At 63.5% G+C, this 17,998-nt stretch carries 15 protein-coding genes and 1 other RNA gene; all 16 read right to left on the bottom strand.

Features of this window, described 5'->3' with window-relative positions; genetic code table 11:
- Positions 1 to 136 precede the first annotated feature (136 nt).
- The gene (gene aqpZ, locus DMO26_RS13045) at positions 137 to 823 is read right to left on the bottom strand and encodes an aquaporin Z (RefSeq protein ID WP_117192504.1); all 687 of its coding nucleotides are present in this window, start codon (positions 821 to 823) and stop codon (positions 137 to 139) included.
- A gap of 249 nt (positions 824 to 1,072) precedes the next feature.
- The gene (murB, locus tag DMO26_RS13040; RefSeq protein WP_117192503.1) at positions 1,073 to 2,047 is read right to left on the bottom strand and encodes a UDP-N-acetylmuramate dehydrogenase; all 975 of its coding nucleotides are present in this window, start codon (positions 2,045 to 2,047) and stop codon (positions 1,073 to 1,075) included.
- Between the two features lie 2 nt (positions 2,048 to 2,049).
- Positions 2,050 to 3,459, bottom strand: a complete 1,410-nt coding sequence (murC, locus tag DMO26_RS13035; protein WP_117192502.1) for a UDP-N-acetylmuramate--L-alanine ligase — start codon at positions 3,457 to 3,459, stop codon at positions 2,050 to 2,052.
- On the bottom strand, positions 3,456 to 4,610 hold the full coding sequence (gene murG / locus DMO26_RS13030; RefSeq protein ID WP_117192501.1) for an undecaprenyldiphospho-muramoylpentapeptide beta-N-acetylglucosaminyltransferase: 1,155 nt from the start codon (positions 4,608 to 4,610) through the stop codon (positions 3,456 to 3,458). Before murG ends, murC begins: the two co-directional genes overlap by 4 nt.
- A gap of 9 nt (positions 4,611 to 4,619) precedes the next feature.
- Positions 4,620 to 5,774: a putative lipid II flippase FtsW gene (gene ftsW, locus DMO26_RS13025; RefSeq protein WP_117192500.1), complete on the bottom strand. Its 1,155-nt coding sequence runs from the start codon at positions 5,772 to 5,774 to the stop codon at positions 4,620 to 4,622.
- A 25-nt stretch (positions 5,775 to 5,799) separates the two neighbouring features.
- Positions 5,800 to 7,197 carry a UDP-N-acetylmuramoyl-L-alanine--D-glutamate ligase gene (gene murD, locus DMO26_RS13020; protein WP_117192499.1) on the bottom strand — a complete coding sequence of 466 codons (1,398 nt, stop codon included), beginning with the start codon at positions 7,195 to 7,197 and terminating at the stop codon, positions 5,800 to 5,802.
- Between the two features lie 5 nt (positions 7,198 to 7,202).
- A complete protein-coding gene (mraY, locus tag DMO26_RS13015; RefSeq protein WP_117192498.1) occupies positions 7,203 to 8,306 on the bottom strand; it encodes a phospho-N-acetylmuramoyl-pentapeptide-transferase in 1,104 nt (367 codons plus the stop codon).
- Positions 8,307 to 8,335: 29 nt separating this feature from the next.
- Positions 8,336 to 9,784, bottom strand: a complete 1,449-nt coding sequence (locus DMO26_RS13010) for a UDP-N-acetylmuramoylalanyl-D-glutamyl-2,6-diaminopimelate--D-alanyl-D-alanine ligase (RefSeq protein ID WP_117192497.1) — start codon at positions 9,782 to 9,784, stop codon at positions 8,336 to 8,338.
- Positions 9,781 to 11,256 (bottom strand): UDP-N-acetylmuramoyl-L-alanyl-D-glutamate--2,6-diaminopimelate ligase, encoded by a 1,476-nt coding sequence (locus DMO26_RS13005; protein ID WP_117192496.1) that lies wholly within the window; start codon positions 11,254 to 11,256, stop codon positions 9,781 to 9,783. The genes DMO26_RS13010 and DMO26_RS13005 overlap by 4 nt, the downstream gene beginning before the upstream one ends.
- A 42-nt stretch (positions 11,257 to 11,298) precedes the next feature.
- Positions 11,299 to 13,044, bottom strand: coding sequence for a peptidoglycan D,D-transpeptidase FtsI family protein (locus DMO26_RS13000; RefSeq protein WP_117192495.1), 1,746 nt, complete (start codon positions 13,042 to 13,044; stop codon positions 11,299 to 11,301).
- Positions 13,044 to 13,508, bottom strand: a complete 465-nt coding sequence (gene ftsL, locus DMO26_RS12995; protein ID WP_117192494.1) for a cell division protein FtsL — start codon at positions 13,506 to 13,508, stop codon at positions 13,044 to 13,046. The genes DMO26_RS13000 and ftsL overlap by 1 nt, the downstream gene beginning before the upstream one ends.
- A gap of 3 nt (positions 13,509 to 13,511) precedes the next feature.
- On the bottom strand, positions 13,512 to 14,549 hold the full coding sequence (rsmH, locus tag DMO26_RS12990; RefSeq protein WP_117192493.1) for a 16S rRNA (cytosine(1402)-N(4))-methyltransferase RsmH: 1,038 nt from the start codon (positions 14,547 to 14,549) through the stop codon (positions 13,512 to 13,514).
- Positions 14,550 to 14,623: 74 nt separating this feature from the next.
- Entirely contained in the window at positions 14,624 to 15,058 is a 435-nt protein-coding gene (gene mraZ, locus DMO26_RS12985; RefSeq protein ID WP_226951284.1) for a division/cell wall cluster transcriptional repressor MraZ, read from the bottom strand.
- 448 nt (positions 15,059 to 15,506) lie between these two features.
- Positions 15,507 to 15,940, bottom strand: an RNA gene (rnpB, locus tag DMO26_RS12980) — RNase P RNA component class A.
- A gap of 33 nt (positions 15,941 to 15,973) precedes the next feature.
- Complete coding sequence (locus DMO26_RS12975) at positions 15,974 to 17,194, bottom strand: FAD-dependent oxidoreductase (RefSeq protein ID WP_117192491.1); 1,221 nt, start codon at positions 17,192 to 17,194, stop codon at positions 15,974 to 15,976.
- A gap of 67 nt (positions 17,195 to 17,261) precedes the next feature.
- Complete coding sequence (locus DMO26_RS12970) at positions 17,262 to 17,972, bottom strand: lytic transglycosylase domain-containing protein (RefSeq protein WP_117192490.1); 711 nt, start codon at positions 17,970 to 17,972, stop codon at positions 17,262 to 17,264.
- Between the last annotated feature and the right edge of the window lie 26 nt (positions 17,973 to 17,998).

Below are 17,998 nucleotides of genomic sequence, written 5' to 3'. Positions count from 1 at the left end.
CTCCGAGGGCCGGAGATTTTTCTTTCGAAAACAGGGCTCTAACCCCTTCCCCCGCAGTGAAGGAAGAAGTGTGCGGACAAAGAAAAACCCGCCGGCGAGGCCACCGGCGGGTGTTCCATCCCTGGAGAATCGGCGATTATTCCGTCTCGCCGACCGCCTTCCAGACAACCGCCCCGAGGACGGCGCCGATGATCGGGGCGACCCAGAAGAGCCACAACTGCCCGAGCGCCCAGCCTTCGGCAAACAGCGCCACGCCGGTGGAGCGGGCCGGATTGACCGAGGTGTTGGTGACCGGGATCGACACGAGATGGATCAGCGTCAGCGCCAGGCCGATGGCGATCGGGGCGAAGCCGACCGGGAATCGGTGACTGGTGGCGCCGAGGATGATGAACAGGAAGAAGCCCGTCATCACCACTTCCATGACCAGGGCAGAGACGAACGAATAACCACCCGGCGAATGTTCGCCGTAACCGTTCGACGCAAAGCCACCGGCCTGGAAACCTACCTTCCCGGAAGCGACGAGGTAGAGAACTGCCGCCGCGACGATCGCGCCCGCCACCTGGGCGACGATATAGGGAACGAGGCTGGATGCCGGGAACCTGCGGGCCACCGCTAGGCCGACGGACACCGCCGGATTGAAGTGGCCGCCGGAAATGTCGCCGACCGCATAGGCCATGGTGAGAACCGTGAGCCCGAATGCCAGGGCAACCCCTGTGAAGCCGATGCCGAGATCGGGAAATGCCGCCGCCAGAACGGCACTGCCGCATCCGCCGAAGACGAGCCAGAATGTGCCGAGGAACTCGGCTGCAAGTTTCTTGAACATATTTCAATCCCCCTGAAAGCGCCTGCGGCCCAAATTGCCGACGAGATATGACGCGTCCGATGCCCGATCATTATGCGGCTCAGCGTCCTGAATGTTCAATGAATGCAAAAAAACTGAAATACGATCCGCGGACGGACGCGGACCGGGATTGAACAGCTTTAAGAGGAAAGAAGCCTACCGGATTGATCCGACTCGATCAAAGCGGGCAGATGCGATCATGCGATCGCCCTTCGGCTTCTACCATCCAGGTCACTCGCTGGTGACGCCCTGGAACGGATTGACCTCCCGGCCGGGCATGAAGATGCCGAGGCGCTTGATCTCCCATTCGAGCTTGATGCCGGAATTCTCGAAGACGCGCTGGCGGACCGTCTCGCCGAGATATTCGAGATCGTAGCCCGTGGCATGGCCGATATTGATCATGAAATTGCAGTGGAGCGAGGACATCTGCGCGCCGCCGCTCATCAGCCCCCGGCCGTGGGCCTCGTCGATCAACTTCCAGGCGGAATGCCCCTCGGGGTTCTTGAAGGTCGAGCCGCCGGTCTTTTCCTTGATCGGCTGCACCGTCTCGCGATGCTGGCGCACCGCATCCATCTCGGCGCGGATCTTCGCCCGGTCTTCCGGATATCCCTCGAAGACGGCGTGGGTGAAGATCATCTCGGCCGGCACCGAGGAATGGCGATAGGTATAGCCCATCTCGGCATTCGAGAAGACGTGCTTCTCGCCCTTGCGGTCGACGGCATGAACCTCGATCACGCGGTCCTTCGTCTCGGTGCCGTTGGCGCCGGCATTCATGCGCAGCGCGCCGCCGATCGAACCGGGAATGCCGTAATAGAAGGCGAAGCCGCCGATGCCGTTGTCCATGGCCATGGCGGCGATGTGCTTGTCGGGGCAGATCGCGCCGGCCTGGATGCGGTTGTCGCCGACGAGATCGAGCCCGCCGAAACCCTTGGCCGAGAGGCGCAGCACGACGCCCGGAATGCCGCCGTCACGCACCAGCAGGTTGGAGCCGACGCCGACCACCGTCAGCGGCACCTCTTCCGGCAGGATCTTCAGAAAGGTGACGAGGTCATCGACATCGTGCGGCTGAAACATGAGTTCGGCGAGCCCGCCGGCCTGGAACCAGGTCACGCGGTCCATCGGCGCATCCGGCGTCAGGCGCCCGCGCAGTTTTTCGACGCCATCCCCCAACGAAGCCAGAAGCTTTTCCCCATTCACCTGTTTCATTCTCACTGTCCCAAAATGCTTTCCAGTTCCCTGGGCAATGCCGCCGCCCACTGCGTGATATTGCCTGCCCCCAGAAGAACCACGAAATCACCCGGCTTCGCAATGCCCGATACAATCGAAGCGAGTTCCGCGGGCGATTCCATATAGCGTGCGTCGCGATGTCCGCCCGAACGGATGCGCGACACCAATGCCTCGGAATTGACGCCTTCGATCGGTTCTTCGCCCGCCGCATAGACCGGCGCCAGGATGATGCTGTCGGCATCGTTGAAGCAGTTGGCGAAATCCTCGAACAGGCTCGACAGACGCGTATAGCGGTGCGGCTGATGGACGGCGATGATGCGGCCCTGGCAGGCCTCCCGCGCGGCCCTCAGCACCGCCTTGATCTCGACCGGATGATGGCCGTAATCGTCGAAGACGGAGATGCCGTTGACGGTGCCGGTCAGCGTGAAGCGCCGTTTGACGCCCGAGAAGTTCGCGAGCCCCTTGCGGATGCCCTCTTCCGAAATGCCGAGCCGGTTGGCGACCGCGATCGCCGCGGTGGCGTTGGAAATGTTGTGTCGACCCGGCATCGGCAGCGCCAGATCCTTGAACGTGAACACCCTGCCGGTGCGCCGGCGGCGGATCTCCACGTCGAAAACGGACTTGGTGCCTTCCATGCGGACGTTGAAGAAACGGGCGTCCGCTTGCGGATTTTCGCCATAGGTGACGATCTTGCGGTCCTCGATGCGGCCGACCAGCGCCTGGACTTCGGGATGGTCGAGGCAGAGCACGCCGAAACCGTAGAACGGCACGTTCTCGACGAACTGCCGGAAGGCGGCGCGCACGGCGTCGAAATTGCCGTAATGGTCGAGATGTTCCGGATCGATATTGGTGACGACGGCGACGTCGGCGGGAAGTTTGAGGAAGGTGCCGTCCGATTCGTCGGCTTCGACCACCATCCATTCGCCCTCGCCCATGCGGGCATTGGTGCCATAGGCGTTGATGATGCCGCCGTTGATGACGGTCGGGTCGAGCCCGCCGGCTTCGAGCAGCGTCGCCACCATCGAGGTCGTCGTCGTCTTGCCGTGCGTGCCGCCGATCGCGATCGCGTTGCGGAAGCGCATCAGTTCGGCCAGCATCTCGGCGCGGCGGACGATCGGCAGCGACTTTTCGCGCGCCGCCATCAGTTCCGGATTGTTCTTCTTGATGGCGGTGGAGACAACGACGACTTCCGCATCGCCGAGGTTCTCCGCCTGATGTCCGACGAAGACCGGAATGCCCTTGTCGCGCAGGCGCTGGACGTTGGCGCCGTCCGACTGGTCGGAGCCCTGCACCTTGTGGCCGAGATTGTGCAGCACTTCGGCGATGCCGCTCATGCCGATCCCGCCGATGCCGATGAAATGAACGAGCCCGATGGCCTTCGGCATCTTCATGCCTGCACTCCTTTATTGTCCGGCGTCTTGTTCAGCGACGCCTTGAATTCCGATATCGATTTGCGTTCCGCGATGACCGCGATCATGTCGGCAAGCACCTCTGCCGCATTCGGGTGGCCGACCGACTTGGCGGCGGCGGCCATCCGTTCGAGGCGGTCCGGATCCTTCATCGCGCCGGAGATGATCGAGGCGAGCTTTTCCGGCGAAAGTTCCGATTGCGGCACGACCTTGGCGCCGCCGGTCGCCACCAGCGCCTCGGCATTGGCCGCCTGGTCGTGGTCCAGCGCATGCGGATAAGGCACGAGGATCGCCGGACGGCCGATCACCGCGATCTCGGAAACCGTCGAGGCGCCCGAGCGGCAGATGACGAGATGGGCGGTCGCGAGCCGTTCCGCCATGTCTGAAAAGAAGGAGGAAATGTCGGCCGGTGCCTTGAGCTTGGCAAAGCAGGACGTCACCCGGTCCTTGTCCTCCGGGCGCGCCTGCTGGGTCACGACGACCCGGTCGCGTTCGGCAGGATCGAGAAGGCTGAGCGCGGTGGGGACGGCAGAGGAAAAGAACTGCGCGCCCTGGCTGCCGCCGAAGACGACGAGCCGGAACGGATCGCTGCCGCGCGAGGCGACATACGGGACGTTGGATGCCGCCAGCACGGCGGGACGCACCGGATTGCCCGTCGTCACCGTCTTTGCCGCATAGGGACCGTTGTTCTCCGCCAGAAAGCCGCCGGCGATCGCCTGCACCTTGGGTGCCAGCGCCTTGTTCGCACGGCCCATCACGGCATTCTGCTCGTGGATCATCGTTGGCACGCCCATCGAGGTCGCCGCCATCAGCGGCGGGGCGGTCGGATAGCCGCCGAAACCGACGACGGCGAGCGGCTTCAGCCGGGCGATCAGACGGCGCGCGGTGCGCAGTCCCGTCCAGAGCTTCCAGCCGGCGCGGATGACCTCAACCGGGTTCTTCGAGCCGAGCGTGGCAGACGGCACGACATGGATCTCGTCGGCCGGAAACGTGCCGGCGAACCGTTCGGCTCGGCTGTCGGTGGCAAGATGGACGGAATAGCCCCGGCTTTTCAGTTCATGAGCCAGCGCTTCCGCGGGAAACAGATGGCCGCCGGTTCCCCCGGCGGCGAGCAGGACGATACCTTTTGTCATGGGTCTTCTTTACTCCGCCGGCACGCCCTGTGCCACTCGGAACAGGCTGCGTTCCTGCGCCCGCTTTTCCGGACGGTGGCGTGTCAGGGCCAGAATGAAGCCCGCCGTGACGCAGATGGCAATCATCGACGATCCGCCATAGGAGATCAACGGCAGGGTCATGCCCTTCGCCGGCATCAGTTCGAGGTTGACGCCGATATTGATCATCGACTGCATGCCGATCTGCAGCACCAGGCCCGCGACCGCAAACCGGTTGAAGTCGTTGCCTTCCTTGAAGGCGTGGTTGAGGCCGCGCAGCACGACGAAGGCAAAGATCGCAACGAGTGCCATGCAGAAGATAATGCCGAATTCTTCCGCTGCAACGGAGAAGATGAAGTCGGTGTGGCTGTCCGGCAGGATGCGCTTGACGATGCCTTCGCCCGGGCCCTGGCCGAACCAGCCACCCTGCAGGATCGCCTCGTGGGCGGTCTCGATCTGGAAGCGGTCGCCCTCGCCGGTCAGGAACTTGTCGAAACGGGCCGTGACGTGCGGCAGCATGTAATAGGCGGCTACCATGCCGCCGGCGCCGACGCCCCCCAGCAGGAAGATCCACAGCCACGGCATGCCCGCCATGAAGAACATGCCGCCCCAGACGACGCTGGTGAGAATCGTCTGGCCGAGGTCGGGCTGGGCGACGAGCAGCGCCGCGACGATACCGAACAGGATGATGGCGAAAAGATTGCCGGGGATCTCCGGCTGGCGCGCGTGTTCGGCGAAAAGCCAGGCGCAGACCACCACAAAGGCCGGCTTCATGAATTCCGAAGGCTGGATGGAAAAGCTGCCGACGCCGATCCAGCGCCGCGAACCCTTGACCTCGACACCGAAGAACAGCGCCAGCACCATCAACCCGAGCGAGACGACGAGAAGGATGATCGCGGTGCGGCGCACCTGGCGCGGGGTCAGGAAGGAAAGACCGATCATCACCACCAGCGACGGCAGGAGGAAGAGCGCGTGCCTTTCGACGAAGTGGAAACTATCGAGGCCGATGCGCTCCGCGACCGCCGGCGAGGCAGCGAAGGAAAGCATGAAGCCGATGCCCATCAGCAGCACGAAAGCGACGAGGAAGAAGCGGTCGATCGTCCAGAACCAGTCTGCGAGCGGCCCACGGTCTGCGCGGCTTACCATCGGTCTCTTTTCCTTTCCGTCCCCATCAATTCACGTCGATCAACATGGCGACCCCATCGAGGCTGGCGACGAGACCGACAAAGGCATCGCCGCGAACCTCGAAATTCTTGAACTGATCGAAGCTGGCGCAGGCCGGCGACAGCATCACCGCGGATGGGATGGTATCGGAACCCGCATCCGCGGCGGCATGCGCGACGGCCCTGTCCAGCGTGCCCGAAATCTCGTAGGGCACGGCCTCGCCGAGGGTCGCAGCAAACGCCGGAGCTGCTTCTCCAATCAGATAGGCCTTGACGATACGCGGGAAGAGTGGAGCGAGGCTGACTATGCCGCCTTCCTTGGGCAGTCCGCCGGCGATCCAGTAGATGCGGTCGTAGCTGGAAAGCGCAGGCGCCGCGGCATCCGCATTGGTGGCCTTCGAATCGTTGACGAACACGACCTGCACCCGACGTCCAACCGGCTGCATGCGGTGCTTGAGGCCGGGGAAGGATTTGAGACCGGCGCGGATCTCGTCGCGCGACACGCCGACGGCGAGGCAGGCCGCAATCGCCGCGGCGGCGTTCTGGGCATTGTGGCTGCCCTTCAGCGTCTCGATACCGTCGAGATCGACGAGCTGCGCCGAAGTCCCGCCATGGGCTTCGATGATCCGGCTTCCTTCCGCATAGAGACCGTCGGCCACGACATTGCGCTTCGAAATACGGCGCACCGTCACGCCCGCCCGCTCCACCCGGTCGGCGATCAGCGCGCAGAAGGAATCGTCGATGCCGATGACGGCCGTCTCGCTGCCGGCGACCAGCCGTTCCTTGACGTCGGCATAGTGCTGCATGGTGCCGTGGCGGTCGAGATGGTCGGGCGTCAGGTTTAGGAGAATGCCTGCTGTCGGATTGAGCGTTGGGGCGAGGTCGATCTGGTAGGACGAACATTCGACGACGAAGAAGCGCTGATCCCTGGGTGGATCGAGCGTCAAGATCGCGGTTCCGATATTGCCGCCGAGCTGGGTGTCGCGGCCGCTCGCTTTCAGGATATGGGCGATCAGGGCGGTGGTGGTGGACTTGCCGTTGGTGCCGGTGATGGCGATGAACGGGCAGTCCGGCGCATGCGCGCGGCGCTCGCGCACGAAAAGCTCGACGTCGCCGATGATCTCGACGCCTGCCGCACGGGCGAGATCGACGCTCCAATGCGGTTTCGGATGGGTGAGCGGCACGCCGGGCGACAGCACGAAGGCGGCCTGCGCCGGCCAGTCGATGGTTCTGAGATCGGCGGTCGCGATGCCCTCGCCTGCCGCCTTGGCGACGCTGTCCGGATTGTCGTCCCAGGCGATGACCTTGGCGCCGCCTGCGACCAGCGCCTTGGCGGTGGCGAGGCCGGAGCCTCCGAGACCGAAGAGCGCGACCTGCCTGTCCTTGAATGTGGTGACCGGGATCATCGCTCTTACCTGAGCTTGAGCGTCGAGAGGCCGAGCAGCGCAAGGCCGACGGCGATGATCCAGAAGCGGATCACCACCTGGCTTTCCGTCCAGCCGAGCTTTTCGAAATGGTGGTGGATCGGCGCCATCAGGAAGACGCGCCGGCCGGTCATCTTGAAGAAGCCGACCTGGATGATGACCGACAAGGTTTCCATGACGAACAGGCCGCCGATGATCGCCATGACGATCTCGTGCTTGGTGGCGACGGCGACCGAACCGATCAGGCCGCCGAGCGCCAGCGAGCCGGTATCGCCCATGAAGATCGCCGCAGGCGGTGCATTGAACCACAGGAAGCCGAGCCCCGCCCCGATCACGGCGCCGAGAATGACGGCGAGCTCGCCGGTGCCGGGCACGAAATTGATCTGCAGATAACCCGCGAAGACGGCGTTGCCCGCAAGATAGGCGATGACGCCGAAGGAGGCGGCGGCGATCATCACCGGCACGATCGCAAGACCGTCGAGACCGTCGGTCAGGTTGACGGCATTACCGGCGGCGACGATGACGAAACCGCCGAAGAGAATGAAGAAGAAACCGAGATTGACGAGGAAATCCTTGAAGAACGGAAAGGCGATGGAGGTGCCGAGCGTCGGATTGGTGGAGGCGCCGGTCGCGAGCGCCATGCGCATCATGAAGTAAACCGCGATGCCGGCGATGACAAATTCGATGCCGAGCCGCGCCTTGCCGGAAAAGCCCTTTTCCGTCTGCTTGGTGACTTTCAGGTAATCGTCGTAAAAGCCGATGGCGCCGAAGCCGAGCGTGACGAGCAGGGTCGCGACCACATAGATGTTCGAAAGATCGGCCCAGAGCAGCGAGCCGCCGAGAATGCCGGCAAGGATCATCAGGCCGCCCATGGTCGGCGTGCCGGCCTTCTTGAAATGCGTCTGCGGCCCGTCGGCGCGGATCGGCTGGCCCTTGCCCTGCCGGACGCGCAGCGACGCGATCATCTTCGGCCCGAACAGGAAGACGATGAAGGCCGAGGTGAACAGGGCGGCGCCCGTCCGGAAGGTGATGTACCGGAACAGGTTGAAGAATTGGACCTTGTCCGCCAGTTCCACGAGCCAGATCAGCATTCAGCGCCCTTTCCTAAGCCGCATCTCATTTATGATTGGCGCTCCGTGTCGGAGAATGCCGGATAGTTGTCAAGCAGCGCTGCGACGATCTTGCCGAAGCCGAGCCCAAGCGAGGACTTCACCATCACCACGTCGCCGGGGATCACCGAACGCACCACGTATTCGGAGAGATCCGCCGTTTTTTCGAAATACGTGACTTCGACGTTTCCCGGCAGCGAATCCTTGAGTGCCGCCATTTCTTTTCCTGCGAGCCAGACATGTTCGATGCCGGCGGAGAGGAGCGGACTGGCCAGTTCCTCATGCACCTTGGCGGAAAACTCGCCCATTTCCAGCATGTCGCCGAGCACTGCGATACGCCGGCCGGTGAGTTCCGGCGTGGCGGAGGCGAGCAGCGCGATCGCCGCGCGCATGGAGGCCGGATTGGCGTTATAGCTTTCGTCGATCAGCGTCAGATGGCCCTCGCCAATGCCGAGACGGTGGCGTTCGCCCCTGCCCTTGACCGGCTTCAATCCCGCCAGCGCGCGCATGGCGCCGCCCATGTCGGCGCCGAGCAGGAAGCAGGCGCCAAGCGCCGCCATGGCGTTTTCGGCGATATGCCGGCCGGGCGCGCCGATATGGATTTCCGAGGTGTCGCCGTTCAAGACGGCCCAGACGATCGAACTTTCCGCATTGCCATCGAAGTCCGCAAGGCGGAAATCCGCCTTGGCATGCTGGCCAAAGGTGTAGATATGCGAGACGCCGGCCGCTTGCGCCTGTTTTTCCAGGAAGCCGAACTGCTTGTTGTCGCGGTTGAGGATGGCCGAACCGCCTGGCTCCAGGCCTTCGAAGATCTCGGCCTTGGCGGCAGCGATCTCCTCGAGGTTCCTGAAATGACCGAGATGCGCGGCAGCGATCGTGGTGATGATCGCCACGTGGGGGCGAACCATTTTCACCAGCGGCCGGATCTCGTCCGGATGGTTCATGCCGATCTCGAAGACGCCGAAATCCGCATCCGCTGGCATGCGTGCGAGCGTCAGCGGCACGCCCCAGTGATTGTTGAAGGAGGCGACGGCGGCATGCACCTTGCCGGAGGGTTCCAGCGCCTGGCGCAGCATCTCCTTTGTGGTCGTCTTGCCGACCGAACCGGTGACGGCGACGATCCTGGCACGGCTGCGCTCGCGCGACGCGAGCGCGAGCCGGCCGAGCGCCGCAAGCACGTCGTCGACGACGATCATCGGCACGGTCAGCTTGCCGAGCGCCGGCAGCTTTCCCTCCGCGACGACGATCAGCGCTGCGCCGTTGGCGACCGCCATGCTGGCGAAATCATGTCCGTCGACCCGGTCGCCCTTGATGGCGAAGAATGCCTCGCCTCCCTCGGTCGACCTCGGGCCGATCGACCGGCTGTCGATGGAAAGTCCGGTCACTCCGGCCGGCAGGTTGCCGATCGGCCGGCCGCCGATGGCGGAAGTCAATTCCTCGGAGGTCCACAGAAGGCTCACGATCCCAGTTCCTCCAGCGCTTTGCGGACTTCGACGTGGTCGGAGAACGGCAGGACCGTCGAACCGATCGTCTGGCCCTCCTCATGGCCCTTGCCGGCGACGATCAGCGTATCGCCGGCATGCAGCATCATCGCCGCGGCGCGGATCGCCTGCGCGCGATCACCGATCTCGATCGCGCCGGGTGCGGCCGCCATGATCTCGGAACGGATGACTTCGGGCACTTCGGAACGCGGATTGTCGTCGGTGACGATCACCACGTCGGCGAGCCTTGTCGCCACCTCGCCCATGATCGGCCGCTTGCCCTTGTCGCGATCGCCACCGCAGCCGAACACCACCACGACGCGGCCGGTCGTGAAGGGACGCACCGAGGCGAGCACGTTTTCCAGCGCATCCGGCTTGTGGGCATAATCCACATAGGCGAGCGCACCTTCCTTCGTCTGGCCGACGAGCTCCAGCCGGCCGGAAGCGCCGACGAGCTTTTCGAGGGCGGCCATCGCGGTTGCGGCCGCCACACCGGTCGACATGGCAAGGCCGGCTGCGACGAGCGCATTCGCCACCTGGAAGTCGCCGGCGAGCGGAATGTCCACTTCGAAGATCTCGGAGCCGACATGGATTTCCGCCGTCTGCTTGTGACGGAAATGCTCGACCCGCTTGAGGCTGAGATAATCGCCCTTGCGGCCGACCGTGCGGACGTCGAGGCCGGAGGCGGCCGCGACCCGGATCGCCTCTTGCGACCAGGCGTCGTCGGCGAAGATCACCGCGGGCGAGCCCTTCGGCATCAGCGTATCGAAGAGCCGCATCTTGGCGGCCATGTAGCTCTCGACGGTCGGATGATAGTCCATGTGGTCGCGGCCGAGATTGGTGAAGCCGGCGGCGGCAAGGCGGACGCCGTCGAGTCGGCTCTGGTCGAGGCCGTGGCTGGAGGCTTCCATCGCGGCGTGGGTGACGCCTTCGGCAGCGAGTTCGGCAAGCAGTTTCTGCAGTTCGACGGGATCAGGCGTCGTCAGCGAGCCGTAGTCGTTGCGGGTCGGCGAGACGACGCCGGTCGTGCCGATCTGCGCGGCGGCATGTCCGGCAAAGGCCCAGATCTGCCGCGTGAAGGAGGCAACCGAGGTCTTGCCGGCCGTCCCGGTGACGGCGACCATGGTTTCCGGCTGGGCGCCGTAGAACCGGGCCGCCGTCAAGGCCAGAAGCCGGCGCGGATCGGAAACGGCGAGCACCGGAATGCCGGCATCGGCCGAATGGGCGGCGATCGCAGCAACAGCGCCGCGAGCAGCAGCGTCGCCGACATAGCTGGAACCATCCGCCTTGGAGCCGGCCAGAGCCGCGAACAACATGCCGGGCCTGATCTTGCGACTGTCGGAAGAAACTCCGGTCACGTCGAGATCGCCTGCCGGACCCTCCATCATACCGGCGATTTCCGGAAAATCCCGACCGACCAGGTCCCTGAGTTTCTTCGGCTGTTCATTCATCTGACAATCGTCCCCACGAATCGTTCGCCGATTTGTTGTCGCTCAATAAGACACAAGCAGGGCAGAACCGTCATTGCCGAATTTCGGCTTTACACCGAGAATGGCCGCCGAGCGGGTGATGATCTCCTTGACCATCGGTGCGGCGGACGTTGCCGCAAGCGCTGCGCCGTTGCCCTTGTCAGTCTTCGGTTCGTCCGCAAAGCTCAGCACCACATATTGCGGATTGTCCATCGGGAAGGCGGCGAGGAAGGCGTTGAAATTCTTGTCATGCGCATAGCGGCCGTTGACGACCTTGTCGGCCGTGCCCGTCTTGCCGCCGACATTGAAGCCGGCAACGCGCGCATTCCGGCCCGAGCCGTTGGCGCCGTTCCACTCGAAGAGGAAGCGCATATCCTTGCTGGTCGAAGGCTTGAGAACCTGTGTCGCGATCTTGTCGGCATCCTGGCGCGAGCGCGGCAGGAAGGTCGGCGGGATGTATTTGCCGCCGTTGACGAGAGCTGCACCGGCAACCGCCGTCTGCAGCGGCGTGGTCGAGACGCCGTGGCCGAAGGAAATGGTGATCGAGTTGATCTTCTTCCACTGCCGCGGCTGGCTCGGCTGCGCGACCTCCGGCAGTTCGGTGTGCATCCTGGTGAGCAGGCCGAGCTTGGTCAGGAAATCCTTGTGGCCCTCGATGCCGACGGAATCGGCGATCTTCGCGGTACCGATATTGGAGGAATACTGGAAGATTTCCGGCACGCTGAGCACACGGCCCTTGCCGTGGAAATCCTTGATGGTGAAACCGCCGATGCGGATCGGGAAGCGCGCGTCAAAGGTGCTCTGGAGGTTCATCCTGCCGGCATCGAGCCCCATGGCGAGCGTGAAGGACTTGAAGGTCGAGCCCATTTCGAACGTGCCGTTCGACATGCGGTTGAACCAGCCCTGCTCGCCGCCTTCGGCGGGATTGTTGGGGTCGAAGTCGGGCGCCGACGCCATGCCGAGGATTTCGCCGGTATGGACGTTGATGACGACGGCGCCGGCGCCGATCGCCTTGTATTTGTCGATCGCCTCGACGACCACTTCGCGGACGATCGCCTGGACGCGCAGGTCGATGGAGAGTTTGACCGGCTCGAGCGGCTGGCTGGACGTCATGCCGACGGCCGTCAGGTCCGCAAGGCCCTGGTTGTCGACGTAACGTTCCATGCCGGAAACGCCACGGTTGTCGATATTGACGTAGCCGACTACATGCGCGGCCGTCGGACCGCCCGGATAGAAACGGCGCTTTTCCGGACGGAAGCCGATACCGGGGACGCCGAGCGCGAGAATCTGGCTCTGCTGCTTCGGCGTCAGCTGCCGGCGCAGCCACTGGAAGCGCGAGTTGGACTTGAGCTTCGCATAGGTCGACTTGACGTCGAGATCGTTCAAAACCGTCGATAGCTTCTCGATCACCTCGTCCGCATCGACGATCTTGTGCGGCTCGGCGAACAGCGAGACCGTGCGGATGTCGGTCGCCAGCACCTCGCCGTTGCGGTCGACGAGATCGGGACGCGAAGCGAGCAGCCGGTCGGCCGGCAGGATGCTCGACGTCGTCAGCGGCTGCGCCACCCCGTATTGCACCAGTCTGCCGCCGATCACGCAGTAGAACGCGGTGAAGCCGGCGATCAGCAGACCGACCCGGTTCTTCGCCTGGGCCGACTTTCGCTTGCGCGTGCCCTCGAAGGAAGCATTTCCGGAAGGCGCGCGGCCGCGGCTGCCGGTGGAAAAATGCGCCCGGCTCTTGAGCACCATGATGCGGGAAAGGAAAGACATTAGCGTTTCACCGATCCAGTGGAGATGACTTCGACGGAGGGCCGGCGCGCGAGCGGTACCGGAATTTTCGGAGCGGGTTTGGCCTTGGCGGCGGCAACGCCCTTCAGCGCGGCCGCCACCTCGCTGTTCTTGCCGGCGATGATGTCCTCGATCGTCGTCTCCGGCTGCGGCAGCGCCGACTTGAGCATCGGCAGTTCCTTCGGCATGGCGAGCTGGGTCGGTTCGGTCGGCGCGAGGCTGAGTTCCGAATTGTAGGTGCCGATCAGCCGGTGCAGGCGGTTCGGCTGGGTGAGCAAGGCCCAGTCCGCCTTGAGGAGATCGATCGTATCCTTCTCCAGCTTGATTTCGGCTTCCAGCCGGCGCACCTCGATGAGCTTCTCGTCGGCGCGATGCTTGATGGTGTACGTCACGACGGCCGTCGCCGTCATGATGCCGATCAGCACGAGATCGAAGCTACGCAGCATGTCTCAGGCTCCCATCTTTGCGAGGCTGGCGAGATCGGGCAGGTCGAAGATCGAAAGGTCGGCGGGGCGCGACGCGGCGCCGGTGCGGACACCCGCGCGCAGCTTTGCCGAGCGGGCGCGCGGATTGGCCTCCGCCTCCTCGTCGCTCGCAGCGACCATCGACTTGCCGAGCGTTTCGAAAATCGCCGGCTTCACCTCGACCATCGGCATGTGGCGCGAACCCGATGCCTTGCCGGAACGATCGGAGAAGAACTGCTTGACGATGCGGTCTTCCAAAGAGTGGAAAGTGACGACGACCAGGCGGCCGCCCGGCTTCAGGGCGCGCTCGGCGGCAAACAGCGCCTCGGCCAGCTCGCCGAGCTCGTCGTTGACGAAGATGCGCAGCGCCTGGAAGACGCGCGTCGCCGGATGGATCTTGTCCTTCGCCTTGCGGGGATTGACGCTCTCGATGAAATTCGCGAGATCGCGGGTCGTCGCGAAAGGCTCCGATGCCCGGCGCTTTTCGATGGCGCGCGCGATGCGGCCGGCCTGTTTTTCCTCGCCGAGGAAACCGAAGATGCGGATGAGATCTCCGACCTTGGCGCGATTGACGACATCGGCGGCCGAAACGCCCTCGCCCGACATGCGCATGTCGAGCGGGCCGTTCTTCTGGAAGGAGAAGCCGCGCTCCGCCTCGTCGATCTGCATGGAGGAAACGCCGATGTCGAGCACGACGCCATCGAGCCCGCTTTCGGGAGCATGATCGCCCAATTGCGAGAACTGCGACTGAATGAGCTTCAGACGGCCCTTATGCGCTTCGACCAGCGCCTGCCCGGCGGCAATCGCGGTCGGATCGCGATCGAGCGCAATCACCTGCACGCCGGCGGCAAGGAGGGCGGATGTATATCCGCCCGCCCCGAATGTGCCATCGAGGATGACCTTGCCGGATTGAGGTTCGAGCGCCTCGATGACCTCTTTCAGAAGAACCGGAATATGACGAACCGGTCCGCCTTCGGCCCCAGCCGACTCACTTGTCGTTCCGTTGCCAGGATTCGCCGCCATCCTGTTCCTCTCTGCCTTTATGCCCTGACGCAATTTCGCGAGGAAAACCGCTTCACGCTTTTCCCGAAATTGCCTCACAAGGAACGCAAACCCAAGCGCCCCTCCCTTGCCGCCGCCTGCGCCTCGTGAAACGCCTGCGGCTGCCACAGCTGAAAATGATCCGAGCGCCCGACGAACGTGACTTCCGAACTGATTCCCGTGAAGTCGCGGATGAAATCCGTGACCATCAGCCGGCCTTCCGCATCGAGCCTCATGAAGACGCCGCCGCCATGAACGAGCAGCGACATCCTGTTCGCTTCCGGCGAAAACGGATCGGCGGAGGCGATCTGCCGCTCGTAGCGATCGAGCAGATCCGGCCCTCCGACGCTCACCGCCGGAAATATGAAATCCTGGAGACAATAAAGCTCCTGGATCCCGCGCTCCGAAAGAACCGAACGAAAACTCGCAGGGACGGAGACCCGCCCCTTCGCGTCGATCCTGTTCGTCGCATTCGACAGGAAGCGGCTCATGACGCCAAACATCCGCCCCGTTGCAATTCAGGGCAAAAGCCTGCCCATCCCGCCGCACCGCGCCAGACAAGGCTCCGCTCCTCGCAGGGTCGGAAATCCGCCCGGCCGACAGACCGAAACTCTGGGATTTGCGGGCGCTCATTCGCCCTTGTGCAGTGCAACTTTGGGATACCATGGGACCATATGGGCGTCAATGGGAGAAGCCCCGCTAGCCACTCCCAATCCAGATTTATTTATAAGCTGTTAAGTTTAACAAAGGGTTATCGACCAAAGCGGAGAAACCGCCTTGGCTCGATGCCACAAGTGGATTTGGGACACCCTCTAAGCAACGGAAATTAGCGGCGCTTTCGGCTTCGCTCATATAAACCGCGAGGCGCAAAACAAGCGGATAAGGAAGCCCGTGACCGCCCCATCAGCCCAGCGGCTCCACCCGCGGCCAGAAAGGTTAAGAGCCAGTTGGCCTGTAAGCCGGGTTCTGTATGGCCCCGAGTGCTGGGCACCGGAACGTGGCAGCCATTCATCTGGGACGATGTTTGCACATCGCCTCGCGCAACCCACCCGGATGACTGGCCCGGAAACAGGCTGTAAGTGCTTGCGCACCCCGCGTCATCCCTATTCGGTCTTGCTCCCGGTGGGGTTTACCTTGCCGCCGCTGTTACCAGAAGCGCGGTGGGCTCTTACCCCACCCTTTCACCCTTACCCCGCCAGCTCTGCCGCTTCTTCAGGAAGCGGAACAGCAAGCGGGGCGGTTTCCTTTCTGTGGCACTGTCCCTGGGGTCGCCCCCGCCGGACGTTATCCGGCACCGTGTTTCCGTGGAGCCCGGACTTTCCTCACCCTACCGCCTTTCGGCATTGGTAAAGCGCGGCTGCCCGGCCAACTGGCAGCCGGTGAATAACCGAGATGGGCGGCGAAAGCTATAGATAATCGGCGCGGAAATCCGTCTCCGTCACATAGGCGTCATCGATGATTCGTCCGTGGAAGATCAGTTCGGCGCCGAGCCGGCCGATTTCATCGGAACTTTTCGCTGCCGCCCCACAGCCGCCGGAAAGGATGCCGATGCGGCTCGCCGCAGCCTCTGCGCCAGTCATGGCGATCGCCGGATAACCGGTCGGCGTGAATGACGTGACGCAGGCCGCCATGGACGACCGCGACAGGTCAAGCCTCGGCATCAGCGTTCTCATGATCTCGGTAAGCCGCTGCTTCGTGCTTTCCCGACCGCCGGAACGGAACCAGGCCCGGATCTCGGGCTCGGTCGGCAAAAGCAGATCGTCCGGATCCCCGCCGATCTTCAGATAGATCCTGCCGTCCGGATAACGCACCGGCGGCAGGAGGTAGATGCCGTCCTCACCTTCCTTCCATTTCCAGATCAGTGACGGAACGGCGCCCCAGACATCCATCGCTGCCTCGTCCACTTCGAAGAAGGCAACGGTGCGGGCATAAACCTTCAGATCAAGACGCCGCGGCAACAGATTTTCGTTGATGGAAAAACCGCCGGCGGCGACCAGCACCTTTTCTCCCGAATAGCTGCTGCCCTCGACGGTCGTGACCGTAACCGAATCTCCCTCCTGGCGCACGGAGGCGACGGTCTCGGAAATGATGGCTGCGCCTTGCCGTTCGGCAAGCAGCGCCTGCGCCTTCACCAGCGCGCGCGGATTGATATGGCCGGCATTCTTCTCCTCCCAGACGCCCTCGCTGTTACCGGGGAAGGCAAAGAGCGGGAAACGCTGCGCAAGCGAAGCATCGGAAAGGGTTTCGATGGAAACGCCGAGCCTGCCTGCCGCATCGAGGATACTGCCGACGTAGGAAGAGCCGCCGGAGGGTCCGTTCGAACGCGTCGGCCCGACCAGCAGGCAGCCGGATTCGGAATAGAAACCTACGCCGCTTTCGGCGGCGATCTCGCCGTAACGGGTGATGGAACGGTTGGCGAGGCGCGCCCAGACGGGATCTGGATCGATCGTTCTGGTAATGCGCGCCTCGTCGTGGTGGCTGGCGAAGACGCCCTCATGGCGTCCATAATCCGCCGGCTCACCGGGACCGACCAGCGCGACGCCATCGGCCCATTTGGAGAGGTAACGGGCCGCCGCAGCGCCCATCATGCCCCTGCCAACGACGATATATTTGAACCGTGACGCCATGCCCCGCCCCTTCCGTTTTCTCAGTCAATTCGACTGATCTTCTAGAAGGTTCGGGCCGCCTCTGGAATCAAAATATCAACGGCGCCGCAGGCGGATAGCTGAGCGCGGTCGCCTGGAATGCCAGGGTCGGTTCGGAGGTCGATCCCGGCGTTTCGAGATCGTCCGTATCGAGGATCGCCTCGACCTTCTCGCAATACCGCTTCGAGACCGGGTTCATCCTCTTCGCCGCATGGCCGGCATTGTATTTGAGGATCGTGCCGCAGACCTTGCCGTCGCCGAGATCATGGGCGCCGGCCAGGTATTTCATGCCATAGCGGATATTGGTCTCCGGGTCGTAGAGACCGTAGTCCGGTCCCTTGTAACCCATCAGCCGGGCGGTCGCCGGCTTGATCTGCATCAACCCGATCTCACCGGCGCGGCCCTTCACCGTCGGGCGAAAATTGCTCTCGACCTGCACGACCGCATGCGCGAGTTCCACCGGCACGCCATACTCGTCGGCATATTGCGAGATGAGCCTGGTATAGTGAAGCTTGCGGACAAGGCGCCGGTCGCTGGCGGTAGGGGCGGCAAAACCGGTTTCGCGGGTTTCCCAGGGGATGATGAGCGGTTTGGTATAGATTCTGACGGTTTCTTCCGTCTCGACGTTCACATCCGGATGGGCGTCGGTGGTAAGACTTGCATAGTCAGTCGTCGAGTTGATGTCCTGAGCGGACACGATTTCACCTCCCGCAACCAGCATGGCAAGGCCGGCCGCGGCAGCAAGAACCACATTTTTCATTGAGTAAGAATGTCTCCGGTACAACA

Source organism: Rhizobium terrae, assembly GCF_003425685.1.
GTDB lineage: Bacteria > Pseudomonadota > Alphaproteobacteria > Rhizobiales > Rhizobiaceae > Neorhizobium > Neorhizobium terrae.
This window is presented reverse-complemented; position numbering and strand designations above follow the sequence as displayed.